Raw genomic sequence first — 22,930 nt, forward strand, 5'->3', positions numbered from 1 at the left:
GTACGACATGGAGTTAAAAGGTGATTCTGTCTTTGTACTGTTCTATCATCGCTCTATTATGTTGATCTGCGCCATCAACATTTCCACTTTTGAAAACAGGAGCTACCTTCCCTGCTTCCCAAAATGCTTCAATTACGTTTGTCATCAATTCGTGCAACAGGGCTGTGCCCACTACAGAAGATATTGGAGAAAAACTTGTGTCCATCCCTTCCCGCTTCTCTACCGCGTCTCCTACAGGGACCTTTGTGTCCAGCACAACATCAACAACCGATTCCAGCCGTTTCCCTGACGGATGTTTGGAAGACTGGCTGCTATTATATTCAAGGGATTGGACAGAGATGACCATGGCCTTTTGAGCTTTACCGAATAACGCTACATCTATCGGTGCAGGATTACGGCCGGATGTTGAGAAAACGATGACGATATCCTCTTCCCGGATATCTTCCTTTGCCAGATAGGGATAGACAAAACCTTCTGTTCTTTCATTCCATGTAGATTGAAAAGCTCCTTGATGCAACATTAACGGTTCTATCAAAATCGGCCGGACCGGAGCAAGTCCTCCTGCTCGATAGTAGGCATCCTGAGCAAGTAAACTCGAATGGCCACATCCGAACAGGTGAATGATTCCTCCATCCATCAATCTTTCTGCCACTTGCCTGCTGACCTCGTGAACTTCCGAACACTCATCCAGCTCTTTTAAATGCTGGGTAACCTTTGATAAGTAACTCATAGCATTTCTCCTTAAGAACGGTGGATTTCACTTATGAATTTATACCGGTCCGCACGGTATGATGACTTTACGACTTCAAATGGTGTTCCATCCTGCAAAAGGCTTGTACGCTCTATGTGCAGGATCGCTGCAGCTGGAGCGATATCCAAAAGCTCTGCTTGTTCCTCGTCCGCAATGGTAGCTTCAATGATTTGGGTCGCTTTATGAATCGTATAGTCGTGATTTTCTTCAATATATTCATACAGGGATCCGTAAACGTTCTTATCCTTCAAACCCGGAGCGAGGGCGACCGGGATGAATGTTCGTTCGACTGCCATCGGCTGATGGTCGGCATATCGAATCCGATGAATTTCGTAAACTTCTCTATTATCCTCAAGAGAAAGCTTCCTTTTAATATCCGCAGGGGGAGGAATGATATTGAACTCGAGCAGTTTGCTGCTTGACTCCATCCCTCTTTGTTTCATATCTTCTGTAAAACTTGTCATACCTTGGAGTGGCTGTTCAATTTTTTTCTCCGCTACAAACGTCCCTTTCCCTTTTTCCCTGTATAAAAATCCTTCATTAACGAGGTTGGTGACAGCCTGTCTCACCGTCATCCGGCTAACTTCATAATGCTCACTCAGTTCACGTTCAGAAGGAATGGTTTCTTTTTCAATAAAAAGGCCGGAATCAATCTTCTGTTTGATATCTTCTTCAATTTGATAATACATCGGAAGTGGCGATTTTTTATCCACCATTGGTTTCCCCTTTCATCCCATAAGCTGCTTTATCCATCACTAGTGTAACATGGGGATGGGACCACAGGGCTGATGCAGGGAAATTCACATCCTCTCCACCTTGCAGTAATCGCTTGATCGCACCCGCTTTCTTTTCTCCAGAAGCGAGCAGCAAAATCCGCTGACTTTTTAATATAGAACGAATTCCCATGGTAATGGCATGGCTAGGTACTTCTTCCTCACTGGCAAAAAAGCGGGCATTGGCAGATCTGGTGGATTCCGTCAATTCGACGATATGGGTTTCCCCTTCCTTATCACTGCCAGGCTCGTTGAATCCGATGTGACCATTCTCACCGATACCGAGCAGCTGTAAATCCGGGGGACCGATCGCTTCGATCAACGCTTCGTAACGTCTGCACTCTTCTTCCAGATTCTCCGCCCTGCCATCTGGTATATGGGTGCGTGCTTCTGAGATATTGATGGCATCGAACAATTCTCTTTTCATGAACTGGCGATAGCTTTGAGGATGAGAAGGTGCGAGACCGATATATTCATCTAAATTCAATGTCGACACATCACTGAAGTCAATTTCCCCTTCCCTATTCGCCTTAATAAGTTCACGATAAATTCCAAGGGGAGTCCCCCCAGTGGCAAGCCCCAACACAGACTCAGGATTCATACGTACTTGTTCAACGATTAAATCGCTCGCACGCTGACTGAGTTGTTCATAATCCTCAACGATTATCATTTCCATCTTCATTCCTCCTATCATAAGCGATCGTTCCACCGCAAATGGTCATCAGGACCTGTGCATTTTCATCCAGCAAAACAAGGTCAGCATCTTTTCCGACGGCTATGGTGCCTTTACGGTCGAGCATTCCTGTTTGCTTCGCCGCATTTGTTGAGGTGATCCTGACAAAGTCCTGCCAGCCAAGCTTCATTGCTTTTTTCATATGGAAAGCCGCTTCCTCCAACCGAAGGATACTGCCAGCAAGGGTGCCATCAGACAAACGCGCTTCCTTCCCGAGAACTTCGACCGGTTGACCGCCAAGATCATAAGTCCCCTCTGGAAGACACTTCGCACGCATAGCATCCGTAATCAAGACCGTCCGCTCCGAACCGATCAACTGATAAGCTGTCTCGACAGCTTCCTTGCGAACATGAATATAATCGACAATCATCTCCACCTTCAGCTTCTCGTTGTGAAAAGCAGCTCCGACGATACCCGGATCACGGTGGTGGAATCCGCTCATTTGATTGAATAGATGAGTGACATGGCTTGCACCGTGCTCGACAGCTCTGTTCGCCTCGTCAAAAGTTGCAGAGCTGTGACCGATGGAAGCAGTCACCCCTTTGTTCGACAGATGCTGGAAAAATTCATAACCACCTTCGACCTCCGGTGCGGCTGTCACTAAGCGGATCTGATCCCCACTCTCCTCTTGCCATTCATCGAATTGCTGTACAGATGGAAGCAAAATGTGGGCGAGCGGCTGGGCTCCTGCTTTCTCTTCTGATATAAAGGGGCCTTCGAGATGGACCCCTAGTACTTCTGCTTCCCCTGTTTGTTTTTGCTTTTTTATATAGTCACCGATGTTGGTAAGAGCAGCTGAAATGGCTTCTGTAGATTGAGTCATCGTTGTTGCCAGAAAACTTGTCGTCCCTTCTTCTGGTAACTTCGTTGCCATTCCACTTAAAGCCTCCGCTGTCGCATCCATCACATCATGGCCATTAGCCCCGTGGATGTGCAGGTCAATAAAACCAGGAACGAGCGTCATTCCTTTTCCATCTATCATTTCCGTTGCCTGTTCAGAAGGGGCTTGTAAAATAGCATGGATTTTTCCATCTTTCACTTGAACGGTACCTGATGGAATCGTCTCTGATTCTGCAATGATCTGGACATTAGTGATTTCCAAAACATCTCCCATCTTGTTTGCCTCCTTCTATTAATTGATCGTCACAATACCTGTCTCTCCAAGTTTCATTTTTCCTTTTTTGTGAACCTCCACTGTTTCACTTTCCAAGTTTGTAAAAATAACCGGCGTTATGATGGAAGGTGCTTCTGCAGACACTTTTTCTAAATCCACGCGTAATAGCGGGTCACCTTTCTTCACCTGTTGTCCTGCATCCACGAGGGTTTCAAATCCATTCCCCTTTAATTTCACCGTATCAAGTCCAACATGAATCAAAATTTCCAATCCATCATTGTTTTCAATTCCGATCGCGTGTTTCGTTGGAAAGACATTGACGATTTTTCCGTCCACAGGAGAATGGAACACATCACCTGTTGGGTTCACTGCAAATCCTTGTCCCATCATTCCTTCAGCAAACACTTGATCAGGGACTTCGGCAAGAGATATAACTTCTCCTTCTACCAGCATAACAAATTCCTCTGCTTTTAACGTTCTCAAACTGGCAGGGGCTTCTCCCTCTTCCACACTTTCGTCTGACTCAGGCGGCTGTTCAGGAATGCCATGGTCCATTTGTTTTTGGATCGCTGTGGCTAAAAACTCTACAGTCGTTCCGACAACGACCTGTAAGTTGTTTTTTCCGACTTTCATGACTCCCCTCGATCCAAGGCGTTTCAATGCTTTTTCGTCCACTACGTCGCGATTTTCCATTTGCATACGCAATCGTGTCGTACAATAATCGAGCGATTTAATGTTTTCTCTTCCGCCAAGTGCTTGAAGATATTTAGTAGCTTTCGCTTCATAACCAGTACTTCCATCGGTCGTGTCCTCGTCTGCTAGCTCATCGTCATCTTCACGGCCCGGTGTTTTCAAATCCAATTTGACGATCAGGAAATAGAAAACGACAAAGTAAATGACACCCATGAATATTCCGATTCCAAGTAATAACAGTGGGTTTTGGGCGATATTAAAGTTTAAAACATAGTCGATCAACCCAGCAGAGAAACCGAAACCATGACGGACATCAAGCACAAAGGCCAGAACCATCGCGACACCAGTCAGAATAGAGTGAACAACATAAAGGAGTGGAGACAAGAACATGAAAGAGAATTCAATCGGTTCCGTTACTCCTGTAATGAAAGAGGTCAAAGCTATACTGAGCAACATGCCTCCGACTGCCGCTTTGCGATGTTTTTTCGCTGCCATATACATAGCTAGACACGCAGCAGGAAGACCGAACATCATGATCGGGAAGAATCCTGCTAGGAAGTACCCGGCATTTGGGTCTCCGTTCAAGAAGCGATTGATCTCTCCCCGGACCACATCACCTGCACCTGTATTAAATGTGCCAAAATCGAACCAGATAAAGGTATTGATCACATGGTGCAAACCGACCGGAATCAACAGACGGTTCAATACACCGTAAACACCGACCCCTAATTCTCCGGCATTCAACATCCAATTGGTCGTTGCATCAAGCGCATATTGTGGGTAGACCCATAAATATCCAAATACGAAAGCTAAAATGACCATTGCCCCTGATGTGATGATCGGAACGAATCTTTTTCCTCCAAAAAAGGAAAGGAAGTCAGGGAATTTCACATCATGGAAGCGGTTGTAAAGCATTCCGCCAACAACTCCGGCAATGACACCGGCAAACACACCCATTTCGACTTCGTCATTGATGGATTCGATTCCATTCGTTAGTACCAAATAACCAATGGCACCTGCGAGAGCGGCCGCCCCGCTGCCATCCTTAGCAAATCCCATAGCTATACCAATAGCAAAAATAAGAGCCAAATTCTCTAATATCCCATTACCCGCAGCTGTCATGAATGGAATATCAAGCATATCTTCCATTCCGAGTCTTACCAATAACGCTGCTGCTGGTAAGGTTGCAATCGGGAACATCAAGGACTTCCCGATTTTCTGTAAAAAGTTCAGCATGTTGTAGATCCTCCTTGTTTTTAATCTTTGATGAAAACGGTTTATTAAATTCAATGTATCATCTATCTATCTAGTTGTCTATACCAGTATGCAGGAAAGTTATGTCAGTGCCCGTCCCCCTCTACGTTATCGAAGTGTAGGAGGGTTTCTTAATGATTTGCCACGGATAGTATGTCCTATTTTTCCGTAATAAATGACTACAAACTTACAAAATTAAAAGGAATTTAAGAATTCTATTTTTTAAAAAGTCCAAAAGAAAAGCGCAGTACCAATGATTAAGCCATTGATCCACGCTTTTTCAATCCCGATATCATTTCTTCCTTATCACCTCAATTGTAAATAAATGTAAGGCTTGGTACAGAAATATCTGGTAGGTTACACGTATTTCCTTGGGACGCGTGGACCGATTTGGCAGGTGATTTCGTAATGGATGGTGTGGAGCTGATCGGCGACTTCCTGGAGAGGAATGTGACCTTCTTCCGGGTCTCCAAAGAAGGTATAGACAGCATCCCTGCTAGATTTCACTACAGAACTTACATCAATCATTGTTTGATCCATACATACTTTCCCTACAATGGGTGCTCTTTGGCCATTTCGGACTACATGGCCTTGATTGGAAAGAGCACGGGGAAGACCATCTCCATAGCCGATAGGAACGGTCGCCACTTCTATCGGTTGTTTTGGTTCATAGGACCTTCCATAGCTGATCGGTTCCCCAGGATAGACTGTTTTAATCATGACAGGCTTCGTTTTCAGGCTCATCACTTGATGGAGGGAAATCCATTTCTTCATATGTTCCCCGGGATAGAGGCCATACAAGCTGATCCCTACCCTTACCATATCCATGTGCATATGTGGGAAGGCGATCGTTGCCGCACTATTACAACAGTGGACAATGGGTATTTCCCCATGGATGTTTTCCACCTCTTCCACTACAGACAAAAAGTGGTGAAATTGCTGTTCTGTATAAGCGGGATCTTCATTATCGGCATCAGAAAAATGGGTAAAAACCCCTTCTACATGTACATAAGAGGATGAGTTTTTTTCTAAAAGTTGCAGGATATCTTCCCCTCTTTTCAGTCCAATCCGATGCATACCGCTATCTACTTTAATATGTATCTTCACCTCCTTCTGCTTTTCTTCCGCTGCACGGATCACTTCTTCCATGATTTCCTCTGAAAAAACAGTCAAAGTAAGGTCATGATCAACGGCCTCATGAACGGCTTCTTTAGGGGTATAGCCAAAAATAAGAATCGGTACGTCCATGCCCGCTTTTCTTAACTCCATAGCTTCTTCCATGATAGCTACACCTAAACGGTTGGCCCCTGCCCTAACCATCAATTCTGCACACGGAACCAGTCCATGGCCATAGGCATCTGCTTTGACCACACCCATCAACTGACATTCGTCATTAATATAATCTTTGAACGCTTTTACATTATTGCTGAGAGCTTCCAGGGACACTTCGGCCCATGTGGGACGGTAGTCGGTCATGATGATCTTCTCCTCTCTATAAAGAAAGCTCCCCCATGAATTTGGAGGAGCGGGTTTGATTAAACTTGTGCCAATGGTTGAAGTGCTTCACGAACAGGTTTGTACTCATAACCGAGATCACGTGCTACGGCTTCATATGTCAAGTGTCCATTCGCCGTGTTCACTCCAGCTTCAATCGCTTTATTCTCCTCGACCGCTTTGTTCACTCCTTTAGAAGCGATTTGCAGAGCGTAAGGAATCGTTACATTCGTCAGGGCGATGGTAGAGGTACGCGGCACCGCTCCCGGGATGTTTGCGACCGCATAATGAAGGACGCCGTGTTTTTCGTAAATCGGATCATCGTGTGTTGTTATATGATCGACCGTTTCAAAGTTACCTCCCTGGTCTATCGCCACATCCACGATGACAGAGCCCTCTTTCATTTCTTTGACCATCTCTTCGGTCACTAATTTCGGCGCTTTGGCTCCTGGGATCAATACTGCCCCGATCACAAGGTCTGCCTCTTTGACTGCTTCTGCAATATTTAATGGATTGGACATCAATGTTTGGATATCCGCACCGAATTGGTCGTCCAACTCACGAAGACGGTCGGGGTTCAGGTCCACAACGGTCACATGAGCACCAAGTCCGATAGCAATTTTAGCAGCGTTGGTTCCAACGATTCCTCCGCCAATGATGACGACTTTTCCACGTGAAACGCCAGGGACGCCGCTTAACAAAATACCTTTTCCACCGAAGGATTTCTCAAGGAATTGCGCGCCTACCTGTGTAGCCATCCGCCCGGCTACTTCACTCATTGGAGTAAGAAGAGGCAATTTACGATCGACAGCAACCGTTTCATAAGCAATCGCCGTCACCTCGTTTTCTACTAAAGCCTTTGTGAGTTCTGGCTCTGCGGCAAGGTGAAGGTACGTAAACAGCACAAGCCCTTTTCGGAAGTATCCGTATTCAGATGGAAGAGGTTCTTTGACTTTCATGACCATTTCCGAATTAGCCCAAATATCGGAAGCGGTTACAACAATCTCAGCACCAGCATCTCGATATTCTTCATCTGTAAAATTACTACCTGCACCTGCTTGTGTTTCGATACGAATCTTGTGGCCTTTGTTGATGAGGTTGATGACACCTGATGGCGTAATGGCTACGCGGTTTTCATTATTTTTTATTTCTCTTGGAATTCCGATAATCATGGGGAGTCCACCTTTCAAATTGTGTGTAAGAAAAGTATAGCGCGTCTCATGTGACTTTTGTTTAGGTGAAAATGAAAAAATAAACAGGAGGATTTGTGTAAAATCACAAATCCTCCTGTTCGTTTTCATAAATCAATAAATCTAAATAAAGCATTGTTTTTTGGTTCACATCTTTGAAATCAATGTTTCCGATTTCCTTGATTCTTTTTAAGCGGTAATTCAGGGTATTCGTATGAATGTGCATATGGGCTGCTGCCTGGTGGACATTACTGTTTTTTTCAAGAAAGACTTTCAGTGTCTCCAGCAACATGGAGTTATGGCGTTCATCATATGTTTTAATATGGATCAAAGCATCGTTTTTGTAGTTTTCCTTTTTTTGCAGGGCAGCCAGTTCATTAATGAATTGATAGACACCCAAGTCCTGATAGTTATCGACATGTTGAAGCCCGGAGGGAAATTGCTCTTTCAATTTCAATGCTTTCAACGCCTGCTTATAGCTGTCGCTGATTAACGTTGGTGAGTCATAGATCAGACCGAAGGCTCCTTTTAAATCTTCAAAGTGAAGCCGTTCTTTCATCTTTTGTGTGAATTCACGAATGAATACCTGGTTCATTTCATTCGCATCCTCTTTATTATCAGTGCGGACAAGCAAAATGAGCTGCTGATCATCAAAAATCCGGTTCACAATCCGCGTCTGATGAAGGGTTTCGGTTAAATAATAAGCATGCCTCTCCACAGCCTGACTCATGTCTTCTGTGAACTCAAAAACCGCTACACAAAGCTGACCATGCAAGTTCATCTGATACTTTTTCGCCATCCTTCTGATTTCCGCCGGGTTTTTTAAAGAGCCTGTCAGCAGCTGCCAAAAAAATTCTTTGCTGTTTTCGTCCGTCTTTTTCCTTTTAGCTTGCTGTCTAAGTAAGTGATGACTTACCCACTGGGCGGCTTCCTTCATTTCTTCCAAATGCTCAGAGGTAACCGAGAGGTCATTTGTTTGAGCCCATATGAAACCAAGGATTTCATTGTCTTTGCGAACAGAAATGGCCAGGCGATTACCGAGGCCTATATTGTCAATTTTAGATACGACGATCGGCTCGTCACTTTCAAAAAGCTTAGCCATAAAACCTTGCTTCCATAACCCATTAATAACATGCTCAGGTACTTTGCGTCTCATGATCGTCGCTGTCCGTGCATCATCCACATTCTCCTCATGTTTGCTGTAGGAGACAATGCGGTGATTAGCATCTTCAATGGTAACCGGACATGCTAAAATTTCCGCAATGCTATCTGCAAGCCCTTCGGGGGAATCGATGAAATCTTTATATGAATACGTGAAATATGATGGATGTTTCATAGCGATACTCCTTATGGTGTGAATACCCTTATATTATCATTGTTTCTTACATAAACCATCCATTTTCCCTATTGAAATCTTTGTCAAATTGAACGAACATGAGAAAGTGGTTTTGTGGATTTAAACAAACTGTTGAAAACGCATTCATGATACTATGAAAAGGTTCCTTCCGTAGAAGAGCGTTAAACTACAAATTTGAAGTCTCACAAACATCATGGTACACAAGGAGGATCCATTCATGAAAAAAGTACTTAAAATTGCAAGCGCTTTTATAGGAATTATCGTCGGTGCCGGCTTTGCATCAGGGCAGGAAATTCTCCAATACTTTACGAGCTTCGGTTACTTAGGTACGATTGGAACGATTATTGCAACCGCTCTGTTCGCCTATATGGGGATGATGCTCGTCAAACTCGGTACAAGAACTCAGGCTACTTCGCATAGGGAAGCAGTATACAAAGTGAGTGGACCATTCGGGTTGATTGTTGATTATGTCATTATTCTGACCTTGTTCGGTGTTGGTGTAGTCATGATTGCAGGAGCCGGGTCCATTCCAAGTCAACAATTCGGCATGTCTCCGCTAGTCGGTGTTATTATCATGAGTATTATCGTTATGGCAACCGTGATGATGAACGTGGACAAAGTTGTCAATATTATAGGCAGTATTACCCCGTTTTTAATTTTGACAGTTATCATCATATCCATCTATAGCCTGTTCACCATGGATCAGCCCTTCAGTGATTTGAATTCGGTAGCAGTCGAACAACCTTCATCCTTATCGAATTGGTTTTTATCCGCTATTAATTATGTTTCTTTTAATGTGGCAGTTGGTGCATCCATGTCCTTGCTGATGGGAGGAAATGAGAAGGATGAGCGAACGTCAGCTCTTGGCGGGTTACTTGGCGGTCTAGGACTCGGAATCATGATCGTTCTCAGTCACTTGGCGATTTTCTCTAAAGTCGAGACCGTAGCTGCCTATGATATGCCGATCCTTGCTCTTGTCGATAGTCTCTCCCCCGTACTAGGTACATTTTATTCTATTGTTTTGTTCGGAATGGTTTTTAATACAGCAGTCAGCATGTTCTTCTCTTTTGCTGCTCGTTATACAGAAGTAGGGACAAGCAAACACAAGAAATTTGTCCTTATTACCGGAGTTGTTGCTTTCGGTCTCAGCTTTGTAGGGTTTACTGAACTTGTCGCGTTCTTTTATCCTTTGATTGGTTACATGGGATTGTTCCTGATTTTAGCTTTGATCACAGCGCCGTTCCGATTAAAAAAAGAACAACATAAAGAAGAACGCATATCTGCATAAACCAGAAGGTCACCTTTACTATGGTGGCCTTTTTTCATTGCCTTGTTGCCTGCCACAGTCCGTCCCGATTATATTGTTCTTCCTTATGGTACGGTCCCTCGTGGTGAATCTATCTATATTATTTTTTTAACTGTATGGTTAACCCTTTTTTTACATGGATAGTCATTCGATGCTGACTTTAATATTTATCATCCAATGGGCAAAAATAGAATGGATGTTCCTAAACAGTCAGTAATGAGGTGAATGGAAGTGCTGTTAAAATATAAAAACTTTTTTTCCGTTCTTGGTCTATGGATTTTCTTTGGATGCATAATTGGAATCACCGTTGGCTCGGCAACAACTTTCCTTTTAGAAGCAAACGATTATCTAGGTGATGATATACGATTAAAAAGAGATTGGCTCATCTTCCTCCTTCCCTTTGGAGGAATAATCATAGGATACATATATATGAACTACGGCAAGGTATTTTTGAATAATGCTTTGAACGATACGGCTCAGTTGAATAATCTCGTGATAGAGGCCGTACATGGAAAAAATGAGGTACCCCGGAGAATGGGTCCTATTGTTTATTTGGGGACTTTTATTACAGTCCTTTTTGGCGGTTCAACCGGTAGGGAAGGTGCAGCTGTCCAAATGGGCGGAAGTGTCGCTGCAACGGTCCACAAAATTTTTAAGGTAAGCAAATTCGACAATAAAATTTTACTCATGAGCGGGATAAGTGCTGGTTTTGGATCTGCCTTTGGAGCGCCCATCACTGGTGCGGTTTTTGGCATGGAAATGACTGCTTTAGGAAAACTGAAATTTGAAGCACTAGTCCCTTGTCTTACGGCAAGCTTTTCGGGCCACTATGTAACAACAGCTGCCTGGGGACATAAACACGAAGAATTTATCCTACAAACCGTACCCGAAAAATCTATTATTACCTTTCTGACAGTTATTCTTCTATCTGTGGTTTTCAGCCTGATAAGTATTTTTTATTGCCAATTGAGGCACGGGATACAAAATTTTTCTGAGAAATTTTTTAAGAAAAACCATATGAAAAGAGCCTTTTTTGGAGGAATCATCATTGTAGTGTTAACAATGATTGTTGGTTCACAAGACTATAACGGCCGGGGATTGCAGATGCTGGAACAATCTTTTCATGAAGAAGTTCCGCCATTTGCATTTCTTGCCAAGCTGATATTTACTGCGGTAACCCTTGGAAGCGGCTTTGTTGGGGGAGAAGCTATCCCTTTATTTTTTATCGGAGCGACTTTAGGTAACGCCTTACACGAATTCATTGATCTACCTATGTCATTTCTCTCCGCTTTAGGATTAATCGCCGTTTTTTGCGGAGGTGCGAATACCCCGATAGCAGCTTTCCTACTGGCAATGGAGATGTTTGATGGCAAAGGGTTAGAGTACTTTTTTGTTGCTTGTTTAGTCAGCTACCTATTCTCAGGACATCATGGACTTTGGCCTTCACAGAAAATACATGAACCAAAGAGCAGACTATATAGTATTCCTAGAGGAGAAACTATGGAAGATGTCGAAAAAAAGAAAAAATCATGATAAGGAAAACATGGACAGTCTCCACTTCTATATTGGCTTATCTCTTGAAAGGTAGAGAATAAAGTAAAGGATATCATCCACAATAAACAATAACACCTTATAAATATAGGGATCTTTAAGCAGGAAGAGTGAAGCCCAAAAATATTTTAGCAACTTTTTGAAAAGAGGGGGATGTTTTTGGATTTACATTTCATATGGAAAGCTATTGTGGTCGTCGTGGGCGGCGTCCTGATTTTGCGGTTAGCTGGAAGAAAATCAATATCACAGCTTACAGTTGCACAGACGGTCATGATGATAGCGGTTGGTTCATTGATTATTCAACCCGTTGGAGACAGGAACATTTGGATTACAATGATGATTACATTTTTAATGGTGAGTACACTTCTTTTCATAGAGTTTATCGTTCTAAAATCGAATGCTCTTGAAACTTTTATTTATGGAAAATCACTGATAGTCATCGAAAACGGTCAAATTAATGAAAAAAATCTAAGAAGGCTGCGTTTAACGGTTGATATGCTTGAAGTACGAATGAGACAACAAAATATCCAGAATTTTAGTGATTTACAATGGGCTACAATAGAATCGAACGGTCAGTTAGGATATATGTTAAAGTCTGATAACCAATATGCTACTAAAAAGGATATTCAGATGCTAAAATCACTGATTGAAGCAAATCAATCTCCCCCTCCAAATGAAACCCCAAACACACAAACAAGTATGCCGGATAACATATTTACTGAGGTGAATGACAGGGAGCATAAAGAAAAACCCGAAGAAAAGCTGGATTAAAAGCAGTGATAAAGAATTCCAAATAGAGCACGATATTAACTTCCTTGGTAATAGGGACAGAAGAATTTTTGGGTTCGATAAGCCATTCCCCTTGGTGATGGTAAAACAGGAAAACGAATTAATGTTTTCCTGTTACGTCAATATCTCCATTCAACCCCAATAATATTTTATAGATTACCACGAGTTAAATATCCCCTCTCCTACCGCCTCAGTTTATGGTACGGATCATTTCGATTAATTTTTAATTCCGTATCCCTAGTACAACGTCGCAGAGCCATGACTCTAGGTATGGAATGTAATTCTTACAGCTTCGGATCCCCATTCCCATTTCACCTTCTTAACCATCCCCTTCCTTATGTTGAGTATAAGATTCACTTCTATGAAGATTTCCCTTCAAACAAGACGACTCGGCCCCTTGCACTTTTCGTTTGATACCATTAAAGTATATAATGGTTGAAATCCAACCCAAATGGTAATGGATAAGAAAGAAACATTTTCACTTTTTAATTTTGGGAACATGTTTCCCTTAAGGAAAGGGTTCAGATATATTATGAAAGATAATTTCTGGCATGAGTTGCCGCGACCGTTTTTTGTTTTGGCACCGATGGAAGCAGTGACGGATGTCGTTTTTCGTCATGTCGTGAGCGAAGCAGCTCGGCCTGACGTGTTTTTTACAGAGTTTACGAATACAGAAAGCTACTGCCACCCGAAAGGAAGAGACAGCGTACGAGGCCGTCTGACATTCACAGAAGATGAACAGCCGATCGTTGCTCACATATGGGGGGACAAGCCCGAATACTTCCGTGAAATGAGTATTGGTATGGCCGAAATGGGCTTTCGTGGCGTGGATATCAATATGGGCTGTCCTGTGCAGAATGTTGCAGCAAATGGAAAAGGGTCCGGATTGATCCGCCACCCGGAGGTTGCAGCCGAAATCATCCAGGCAGCTAAAGCGGGAGGACTGCCCGTAAGCGTGAAGACTCGTCTCGGTTATACGGAAGTAGAGGAATGGCGTGACTGGCTGAAGCACCTTCTGGAACAGGATATCGTCAATCTTTCCATCCATCTCCGTACAAAAAAAGAAATGAGTAATGTCGATGCTCACTGGGAACTGATTCCGGAGATCAAGAAACTCCGTGATGAAGTTGCCCCTGATACGCTTCTGACGATCAACGGGGATATTCCTGACCGTCAGAAGGGACTAGAACTCGCGGAAAAATATGGTGTGGATGGCGTGATGATCGGACGGGGAATCTTCCATAATCCGTTCGCTTTTGAAACAGAGAAGAAAGAGCATACGAGTGAGGAATTGCTCGACCTCCTGCGCCTGCAGCTCGACCTGCATGATAAGTATTCGGAAGAACTGGAGCCGCGACTTTTCAAACCGCTCCGCCGCTTCTTTAAGATTTACGTGCGTGGATTCCGGGGAGCCGGGGAATTGAGGAACCAGCTGATGAGCACACACTCCACCGATGAAGTGCGTGCCCTGCTTGATGAGTTTACGGAGAAAGACGGACTGAAAGAACAGGAAGGTTTTTCTGTTTCTTAAGGAATAGACAACGAATATACTTTGGTTTCTACAGAAGAGGAGAGCTGTTCGTGCTCTTCTCTTTTTTCGTTGGTGCTTTTATGTTTGAGCGTGGCAGGGGGCAGCACCAAATTCAGCCTGCCACGCCCCATATACACAGGGATGTTTTACTAAAAAAGATAAAAATTCATTAAGCGTGTTGAACCTTTTTACCACTCATGCCAATAACCGCATCATAAATCGTCTGAGCAGTATAGACCCCTTTCCCTTCTGGCAACGAAACGCTCCACACCGAAGGGTGGCAATTGATGGAGATAGTGTCTTCCAAAAGAGGAACTGCTTTTCCTTTTAACAACTTCTCATGCTTTCTTTTTTCTTCCGTGTTGGCGAAAACTAGGTGAATGGCCGTCCTCCCGGTTATCACCTGCATCGTTTGAATGCCTAACGATTCTTTACGATTTTCCAGGTGTGATATGGTCGGATCAATGTCATCTTCCTTCATCATTAATATGAACCCATCGGTTTCTGAAGGGATAGGACCGGTTCCGATCACCCCTGATCCTGCAATCCGGCTCAGAACGTCTTCCTTTTTAATCCTGCCGGTCAAATGAAGGTGGCAGAGATTTTGTTGATACGTAAGCCCTGCCACCCGACCAGAAGACTCTCTCGAATCGTGGATCCAAGTTCCTCCCTTGTCAGTGAAGCTTGAGCGGACAACAAGAGGGAAATGATACTCTTTCGCATGGGCAACTGCTCGTGGGTGAATCACCTCCGCTCCCATAGCTGCCATTGCAAGCATGCTATCATAATCCATGGCTGTATGTTTCTTTGCATGAGGAATGAGGCGGGGGTCAGCGTCATAAATTCCGTCCACATCTGTAAAAATATCGCAGCGTTCGGCCTTTAACGCTGCAGCGAGGGCTACCGCTGTCGTGTCGGATCCTCCCCGGCCAAGTGTACAGATTTCTCCATCGGTTGTACATCCTTGAAAACCGGCCACGACGACGATCTTACCACTCTGTAACGCACGCTCAATTCTACTGGTGTGTATAGTTGTTATTCTAGCATCCCCATGCACGTATTCTGCTTCAATACCTGCCTGCTGTCCTGTCATGGCGATCGCTTCTGCCCCTTTTTCCTGAAGGGCAAGGGCCGTCAAAGCGCTGGACACTTGTTCACCCGTAGATAAAAGTAAGTCTTTTTCTCTCCCATTAAGACAGGAAGAAACCTTGTAAGAGAGATCCAACAGCCTGTTAGTAGAATCGCCCATAGCCGATACTACGACCACCAGCTGGTTTCCATCCTTCTGTTCGGCAATTATTCGATCAGCAATCTCGTTTATTCGTTCCGTGCTCTTTAACGAGCTGCCTCCATACTTTTGTACAATAATGGCCATGGTCTCATCCTCCTTTCCTCAGGTTATCCTATAGTCTGTTCTTTAAAGAGAGCCAAAGCGTTGGTTACTTTTCCAAATTCAGATGCATGCGGCCGGTCCTCACCATCTGCATATCCGTAGTCAACCATGCGATTACGGTTCAGACAAAGTTTCGTCATTTCTGGTTTGAAGAAATCGAACAGTTCAAATCTGTCCTTCAACTCGGGGAACCTGGCCTGGTAACGGTGGATCGAATCTGCTAGCAGCTGCCAAAAGACTTCTTCTGTCATTAGCTGTTGTTTTTCTAAAATATGGCTTAAATAACGGAGGTGGCAGATGAAAAGTCCTGTGAAGATGAACTGGGTCAAGCCTTCTGGCGGCTCTGTACGGAGCACCGCCTTCATCTCTTCCGTTAAATCGCTCAGCTCTGGAAATGGCTGATCTGTCACATTTACGTCATCGACAAAATCCTTGATCGCCAATCTATACGGCTTGTGATCTTTCAATACAAGAATCGTATTTTGCCCGTGTGGCGAAAAGACTGTCCCGTACTGATACAAGTAATGAAGCAGTGGGTCCATCACAACCTTGTAGAATTTCTCCATCCATTCTTCCGTGTCCAGATCGGAAGACTCGATGAGTGATTGTATGAACGGCTTTCCATGATGATCTTCGTGAAGGAGTGCAGCCAGGGTAATCGCCTTCTCCCCCTCATCGAGATAAGTATAAATACTTTCCCGCCATATTGCTCCAAGCATTTCAAGGTATTGATACGGTGCATCTTTAACAGAAGAATAGTGTGGATGATTTACATTGATGCTGGCATTCTCCCCTGGTAGAATGACTCTGTTTTCCTTCTTTAAAAAGTCATCCTGCTCATAGATGCTTTTAATCCATTCCGTGACCTTCGGTGCAATCACCGTCCGTTCTGATGGCAGCCCACGATAAACTAATGTGTTTAAAATACTCATCGGGAGCTTTACATGATGCTTCTCTTTGGATCTTCTATTGACAAACGTCCGAATGGATTGCTGAGGAAGATAAGGATCGTCCCCATCTCCTAAAGCGATGATTTTCCTTTTCGCTAATTCATCCGGGAAGTTTTGAATCAATTGATTATTCCACTGCCATTCATGGACAGGGATAAAGTAATAATCTTCCGGAAGATACCCATAGGTTTCAATCACTGAAGCAAAGCGTTCTCTTTCCTGTGTACTTAATTCTTGTTCGAGAAGCTCTTCATAACTGAGATTCTGAACCGATTGGAAGCTCGCTAGTTCCTTATGGACAGCAATCCAGGAAAGCTGGACCTCCTGCTGGTGCTCCGGAGCAAAGCGCAGGTATTCGCCATAACTGAAGCCAATTCTCCCCTTATTGTAAGTGATCCAGGGATGACCCTTCATATATCCTTCCAGCTCGGCGTAATCGATGGACAAAAGGTCGGAGGATGTCCGATCTTTCTTTTCCATCAGATGGACATCGGCGATTAAGGTGGCGTTCATCTCTTTGATCAGATGCCCGATGGTTTCCGCAGAGATTCCGATGATTTCCTGCAAATCGGTCAACAGTTCAACCGCACTCACTGCATCTTCTTCTATTCCTCGTTCGATCTTTTTCATGCCCTTCACTTGGACATCGAAACTGTCGAAAAAACGTGTGTCTGCATGGTACCGATACGATTTATCCCTGGATACGGCCAGTTCATATGTTCGCTTTTTCCCATCACCAGAAATAACTTCTGGCGAAATCATATCTTCGTACATATATTCAGCGAACATTTTCGCCATCAATTGTTGATTGGCTTTTTTCCAATTTCCCTCGTTTAGTGCGTTAGGAATATCCTCTTGAAATAACAATACAATCGCCTCTTCCTTATGTTTGATATAGTTGGACCGCATGCTTTTTCGTTCCGAACGTTTGAAAGACATGCTTGCCTTGTATGGAGTAAATTTCCCTGCCCGCAATCTGGTTAATGATCACCGCATTTCGATGAGCACCCAGTCCAAGGTCGGGGGCTCCGACACCATGTGTATGCATCTCTCCATTTTGGATGAAAATGTGACCTTCCGTCTGCAAATTAGTAGCCAGATCAAAATCCTTGTTCACAACGAACCTGCCGAGGTCATCCCAGACGAGGCTATTTTGTATGCCAGAGAAAAAGGAAGGCATGCGAGGTTGATACCCTGTTCCTAAAATGACAAGGTCCGCTTCCGCATCCACGGGTTCCTCATTGATTTTCTGATAACCGCTTAACCTCAAGCGGCCGCCTTCCCGTTTGATGCCGGTCACTTCTGTCATCGCCTGAAGATGGATCGCAGGATCAACATTCCCGACAGTCCTTTCATAGATATGGTCATAAATGTCAGCAATCGTTTCCGAGCTGATGCCTTTGTAAAGCAGATCCTGCTCGTCTAAAAGCTTGTCTTTCTTCCATTGAGGAAGCTCATAGAAGAAATCAATATAATCAGGTGAGAAGTACTCAAGACCAAGCTTTGAGTATTCCATCGGAAAGAATCCTTGCGACCTGGTGTACCACTGAAGGGATCCCTCTGTTTCCTCCTGATGTTTTGCTACATCAAGGAAAACTTCCGCTGCACTCTGTCCGGAACCGATTACCGCAACAGATTGGTTCAGGTCGCAAAGTGGTTTCCTCGCTAAATATTCGGAAGTATGGAACACAGAATCCCCGAGCGCCTCTTGAAGAGTTTTTGGTACCTGCGGCTCTGTCCCAATTCCCATCACCACGTGTTTTGCTGTATACACATATTCCTCACCGGTTGCAGAATCATGAACTGTCACCTGATAAACGGTCCTTCCATCGACGACAACGGTCGTCACCCTGGTCACTTCTGTACCAAAACGGCAGCTGTCCAAGCGGTCACAGACCCAGCGGCAATAATGGTTGTATTCCTTCCTTGGAATGTGGAATTTTTCGAGAAAATAAAAGTGGTACAGCCGGTTATGTTCCTGCAAATAATTCAAAAAGCTGTGCTCATTGGTGACATCAGCCATGCTGACAAGGTCTGCGAGGAAAGGAACTTGAAGGGTGGTGCCTTCAATCAACATATGTGGATGCCATTGAAATTCGCTGTCTTTTTCAAAAAATAATGCTGAGATGTCCTTAACCGGGTCCAGCAGAGCGGCCATTCCCAAATTGAACGGACCTAGTCCGATGCCTATGACATCATAGACCTGCTTCTTTGTATTCATCCTTCCACCTCTTTTCGAAATCACTTCGTTCACAAAACATGAGCATCGCCTCTTTGTCAGGTAATTGAATGGGGGAAATTGGTGTGAACCCGCACCTTTCAAATATATGAATCATTTTTTCATTGCGGATATCCGGTTCAGCCACGACTTTCGCTGTAGCAGGATGCTGAAACTGAAAACGCACCATCGTTCTAAGAAGTGGCAGAGCATACCCTAGACCAAGATACTCCTTTTCACCAATTAATAGGTGGATTCCCTGATCATAAGTCTTTGGTGTGTATGATTTTTCAAGGATATCTCCTTTAACCCAATAAGCTTCCCAGTAACTCATCACTACCCCATCAACCATGCCAAGGTAAAGGGTTTGGTGGGTGTCGGAGAGTGCATGGAGATAATGTTCTTTAAATCGTTCGAACGAGAAATTCAACTGCCAAAAGGGATGCACATGATCTTCATTCATCCAATTATGAACCAACTCGACGTCGTCCAATCGTGCTTTTCTGAACCCAATGGTGCGCTTGATTGTTTCATCGTACACTTCAAATTCAACGCTCATTGCTGACCCCAGCCTTTGCGGAAAGCGGATTATCAACTGCTGTATAAACAGACTGTGCCTCCATCGGGCCGACCAACTCATCCATATCATGCAAACGGGTCAGTAAGTTCGCTTTACAAGGAAGCTTGTCTTCTTCTAACAGGTTACGGACAAGGGATGAAGGAAGATGCTCCCTCAGACGAATCCTTAAAAGATCGATCAGTTTCTCTTCATCGATCAACCTACTTACGCCAAATCCATTGATGAGTCCATATAAATGATTGAAGAAGAAGTAATACCTAAGGCGCTCCTCAGCTATATCATCAGCACAGATTGTATCGCTTTTGCTATTTAATGAAGGAAGGAGTTTTTTGAGTTGATCCGCCTTCGATTGGCAGAAATAATATCCCTGGTTATCCCGGTAGTAAAAGGTAACTGGATAGCCTTCCTTCAACCTGACCACCGAATTCTGCTGATGAGCTTCAAGGGCCATTCCATACGTATGATATAACCATAAAATCGGCTCAAGGCTGATCGATAAATACTGATCGAACCAGGCCAGACTCACTTCTTCCATCGTGCGTCCTTCTTGTTCAGCCAGTCCTCGAATAATCGTCGAAAGTCTGGAATAACTTCCATAGGGATGATCCTGGACCAGGCCTGCCACAAGGCTCACTTGTTTATCGTCTTCCTCAAAAGGGTTTTCTCTTAATGAAACTTCAAAACCTGAAGCCTCCTCTGATAATGGAATATTGATAGAGGCAGGATCTTTTATCATATGAAACTGGGGATGGTGGCGCTTCATTTGTTCTCCAACCTCCGTATCTAACAGGCGCGCCACCTCCACACCTCTTGCTAGTTCCTTGGGCTGGTTCAAGCGTAACGAGTTTGTGATTTTTACTGGAACGGAAAATTTATACATATATGCTGAAGTCTCACTATACAGTGTTCGGAAGGAAGAGGTAGCCGTAAACCATTTCCCTGCTGGTCCAAGATACCTTAAATCACCGGACTCCAGGAGACTCTTTACCTCCTGAGCTTCCATCACGACAGAAACTTGAAGAGGATGAACCGGAATGATATATCGTCCCTTATTCCATTCCTTCACAACTTGGTCAGCACCTTCCGTGTTTTTCACATCTTCAAAAATACAGACAGCTGCCGAATGTTTAAGAGTGGAATCTTGGTCGACAAGTTCAGGACAGACACTAAAATAGTGGAGTTGAAAACGGCCTTTATACTCCGGTGAATACTTCCTGTCCTGGACATCGGTCAGTCCTTGTTTGCTTTTAGGTGTCGGGTGCATCAAATGCCCGAACAACAAAGACTGTTCTGCTTCAATATAGGAAAACTCCTTATCAATAAGTTCGTGACGGTCCTCGTATCGTGCCGTTATATATTCTTTAATTTTCTTACAGCTTAGCAGCACACGAAGCACAAGCTCATCTTCTGAAAATTCTTGTCCATTTCCAATCAAACATTCTCTTACAAGCAGACTGGTCATCGTGACATAGTCAAGGGGTTGGTGCTCACCCAAACCATCTGTCTTGTAATAGATCGGAAAATCGAAGATGTGCCTTCCTGTTAACGACCAGTAGTTGACAGGTACATAAATGGATGAATTTTGTCTTGCCAACGGAATACGTAACATACTTTGTTCACTTGTCTCATAGGAAGTTTCCATTGGGTTTATCCACTCATAATTCTCTGTTTCTCTTAAGTAACAATTAAGAAAGCTTTGCATCGTAGCCTTCTCTGCTATTTCTTTCGCTTTGGCTTTATTCAATGATATGTCCCTCCTATGATTTGTTTTGCAGTTGCTTCTATTTCATCTATTACGACCGAGACATCTTGTTCACTCGTACGAGGATTCAAAATCGTGAATTTTAAAAACGTTTCTCCTCTTACAGATGTTTTAGCGATAATTGTTTCTCCCTTATGGAAAAGCATCTGCTGTATTTTACGATTTAACTCACCAGCTGGGCAGCTCCCCTCGCTTTGATACTGAAACACGACTGTAGAAAGTTCAGGAGAGCTATTCTCCACATAGAATGCCGGTCTCTTGTTAAGTTCACTTGCAGCAAACTGCGCCACCTCCATCGTCCGGTCCACCATTTGTCCTAATAACCGTGTACCCATGACTTTCAGGGTTAAAAGGACTTTCAAGGCGTCGAACCGGCGCGTGGTCTGAACACTTTTATTCACAAGGTTCAAAATACCATCATCTTCATCTTCTAAAGGGTTTAAATAGTCCGCATGGTGTGCGAATAGACGCATATGCTTCCGTTCTTTCACTAAAAACATCCCGCAGCTGATCGGCTGAAACATCCATTTATGGAAATCAAGCGTGACAGAATCCGCCCTTTCCAAACTGGCAAGCTTATGGCAGTGTTCTTGGCTGAGCAGCAATCCCGCTCCATAAGCAGCATCTACATGGAGCCATATGCCTTTTTCTTTACAGAATTCTGCCAGTTCATCGAGAGGATCGATGCTCCCGTAATCAGTCGTGCCGCATGTAGCGACAATCACATAAGGCAGCAACCCTTCCTGTTCTAACCGTTCAACCACATGCCTCACTTCCATCGGATCCATTCGGTGACCTTCATCTACAGAAATGGGGATTACAGCCTGCTCCCCAAGACCAATCTGGGATACAGATTTTTTCACGGAAAAATGGGCTTCTTCCGAGCATAAGACTCTCAACTTGTGAAAATGTTTCGGCAGGCCCTTGATCTGGACAGAATGATTCCATTCCGACAGACAAAAGGCATCGCGCGCAAGCAGCATGCCCATATAGTTGGATTGCGTTCCTCCACTAGTGAAAACACCGTCCGCTCCTTCTGGAAATGAAACTAGCTGTGTCCAATAACGGGTGATCTCTTTTTCAACATAGGTAGCGGAAGGGCTTTGATCCCATGAATCCATCGACTGGTTAAGCGCCCCGATGATCAGTTCAGCGAGTACTCCCGGTAGTACAGGAGGACAGTGCAGATGAGCCATGCTCCTTTCGTTAGAAACATGAAGGCTATTTCTTATGACCGGTTCCTCTATTTCCCGCAAGACTTCATGAAGCGATTGCGGATCTTCCGGCACGTTCAGCACATCATGGAGCTGCTGCTGAATTTCCTGAGCCGTTCTTCCTTTGAATGGTCGGTCGCTGTCCTGGAAAGCATCACTGATAGTGTTGATTACGAGTTCTACTTGATTACGAAAATGTTGGACACTTTCTTCCCCTTGGTGAAGGAAAAAAGAATCATATAGACTGACCGGTGATTTTTCTGTTGTATTCACCATA

18 protein-coding genes are annotated in these 22,930 nt (G+C 44.0%); 4 read left to right on the plus strand and 14 right to left on the minus strand.

Annotated elements, in window-relative coordinates:
• Window positions 1–13: 13 nt before the first annotated feature.
• From BMZ58_RS13090 to BMZ58_RS13125, 8 genes are all read right to left on the minus strand, one after another.
• Window positions 14–730 (minus strand): SIS domain-containing protein, encoded by a 717-nt coding sequence (locus tag BMZ58_RS13090; RefSeq protein WP_075037011.1) that lies wholly within the window; start codon window positions 728–730, stop codon window positions 14–16.
• An 11-nt stretch (window positions 731–741) separates the two neighbouring features.
• Entirely contained in the window at window positions 742–1,467 is a 726-nt protein-coding gene (locus BMZ58_RS13095) for a GntR family transcriptional regulator (RefSeq protein WP_075037012.1), read from the minus strand.
• Window positions 1,457–2,200, minus strand: coding sequence for a glucosamine-6-phosphate deaminase (nagB, locus tag BMZ58_RS13100; RefSeq protein WP_075037013.1), 744 nt, complete (start codon window positions 2,198–2,200; stop codon window positions 1,457–1,459). The genes BMZ58_RS13095 and nagB overlap by 11 nt, the downstream gene beginning before the upstream one ends.
• Entirely contained in the window at window positions 2,181–3,371 is a 1,191-nt protein-coding gene (nagA, locus tag BMZ58_RS13105; RefSeq protein ID WP_075037014.1) for an N-acetylglucosamine-6-phosphate deacetylase, read from the minus strand. The genes nagB and nagA overlap by 20 nt, the downstream gene beginning before the upstream one ends.
• An 18-nt stretch (window positions 3,372–3,389) precedes the next feature.
• Window positions 3,390–5,300 carry an N-acetylglucosamine-specific PTS transporter subunit IIBC gene (gene nagE, locus BMZ58_RS13110; protein ID WP_075037015.1) on the minus strand — a complete coding sequence of 637 codons (1,911 nt, stop codon included), beginning with the start codon at window positions 5,298–5,300 and terminating at the stop codon, window positions 3,390–3,392.
• Between the two features lie 375 nt (window positions 5,301–5,675).
• Entirely contained in the window at window positions 5,676–6,794 is a 1,119-nt protein-coding gene (alr, locus tag BMZ58_RS13115; RefSeq protein WP_075037016.1) for an alanine racemase, read from the minus strand.
• Window positions 6,795–6,853: 59 nt separating this feature from the next.
• Window positions 6,854–7,984, minus strand: coding sequence for an alanine dehydrogenase (gene ald, locus BMZ58_RS13120; RefSeq protein WP_075037017.1), 1,131 nt, complete (start codon window positions 7,982–7,984; stop codon window positions 6,854–6,856).
• 103 nt (window positions 7,985–8,087) lie between these two features.
• The gene (locus BMZ58_RS13125) at window positions 8,088–9,338 is read right to left on the minus strand and encodes a PucR family transcriptional regulator (protein ID WP_075037018.1); all 1,251 of its coding nucleotides are present in this window, start codon (window positions 9,336–9,338) and stop codon (window positions 8,088–8,090) included.
• A gap of 238 nt (window positions 9,339–9,576) precedes the next feature.
• Between BMZ58_RS13125 and BMZ58_RS13130 the strand changes: the two genes are divergently transcribed.
• The 4 genes from BMZ58_RS13130 (at window position 9,577) to BMZ58_RS13145 (ending at window position 14,536) form a co-directional block, all read left to right on the plus strand.
• Window positions 9,577–10,647 (plus strand): YkvI family membrane protein, encoded by a 1,071-nt coding sequence (locus BMZ58_RS13130; RefSeq protein ID WP_075037019.1) that lies wholly within the window; start codon window positions 9,577–9,579, stop codon window positions 10,645–10,647.
• Window positions 10,648–10,890: 243 nt separating this feature from the next.
• Entirely contained in the window at window positions 10,891–12,198 is a 1,308-nt protein-coding gene (locus tag BMZ58_RS13135) for a chloride channel protein (RefSeq protein WP_075037020.1), read from the plus strand.
• A gap of 171 nt (window positions 12,199–12,369) precedes the next feature.
• The gene (locus BMZ58_RS13140; RefSeq protein ID WP_341864789.1) at window positions 12,370–12,987 is read left to right on the plus strand and encodes a DUF421 domain-containing protein; all 618 of its coding nucleotides are present in this window, start codon (window positions 12,370–12,372) and stop codon (window positions 12,985–12,987) included.
• A 550-nt stretch (window positions 12,988–13,537) separates the two neighbouring features.
• A complete protein-coding gene (locus tag BMZ58_RS13145) occupies window positions 13,538–14,536 on the plus strand; it encodes a tRNA dihydrouridine synthase (RefSeq protein WP_075037153.1) in 999 nt (332 codons plus the stop codon).
• A 169-nt stretch (window positions 14,537–14,705) separates the two neighbouring features.
• On the opposite strand, the gene BMZ58_RS13150 is transcribed toward BMZ58_RS13145, so the two are convergent.
• From BMZ58_RS13150 to BMZ58_RS13175, 6 genes are read right to left on the minus strand one after another with little or no spacing between them, the layout of a single operon-like run.
• On the minus strand, window positions 14,706–15,911 hold the full coding sequence (locus tag BMZ58_RS13150) for an aspartate kinase (protein WP_075037022.1): 1,206 nt from the start codon (window positions 15,909–15,911) through the stop codon (window positions 14,706–14,708).
• A gap of 23 nt (window positions 15,912–15,934) precedes the next feature.
• Entirely contained in the window at window positions 15,935–17,746 is a 1,812-nt protein-coding gene (locus BMZ58_RS13155; protein WP_075037023.1) for an IucA/IucC family protein, read from the minus strand.
• 16 nt (window positions 17,747–17,762) lie between these two features.
• Window positions 17,763–19,100, minus strand: a complete 1,338-nt coding sequence (locus tag BMZ58_RS13160; protein WP_075037024.1) for a lysine N(6)-hydroxylase/L-ornithine N(5)-oxygenase family protein — start codon at window positions 19,098–19,100, stop codon at window positions 17,763–17,765.
• A complete protein-coding gene (locus BMZ58_RS13165; RefSeq protein ID WP_139207345.1) occupies window positions 19,075–19,623 on the minus strand; it encodes a GNAT family N-acetyltransferase in 549 nt (182 codons plus the stop codon). Before BMZ58_RS13165 ends, BMZ58_RS13160 begins: the two co-directional genes overlap by 26 nt.
• Before the next feature lie 22 nt (window positions 19,624–19,645).
• Window positions 19,646–21,421, minus strand: coding sequence for an IucA/IucC family protein (locus tag BMZ58_RS13170; protein WP_244151574.1), 1,776 nt, complete (start codon window positions 21,419–21,421; stop codon window positions 19,646–19,648).
• Window positions 21,418–22,929 carry a pyridoxal phosphate-dependent decarboxylase family protein gene (locus tag BMZ58_RS13175; protein ID WP_075037026.1) on the minus strand — a complete coding sequence of 504 codons (1,512 nt, stop codon included), beginning with the start codon at window positions 22,927–22,929 and terminating at the stop codon, window positions 21,418–21,420. The genes BMZ58_RS13170 and BMZ58_RS13175 overlap by 4 nt, the downstream gene beginning before the upstream one ends.
• Window position 22,930 lies beyond the last annotated feature (1 nt).

The organism is Halobacillus dabanensis, from assembly GCF_900114165.1.
Classification (GTDB): domain Bacteria; phylum Bacillota; class Bacilli; order Bacillales; family Halobacillaceae; genus Halobacillus; species Halobacillus dabanensis.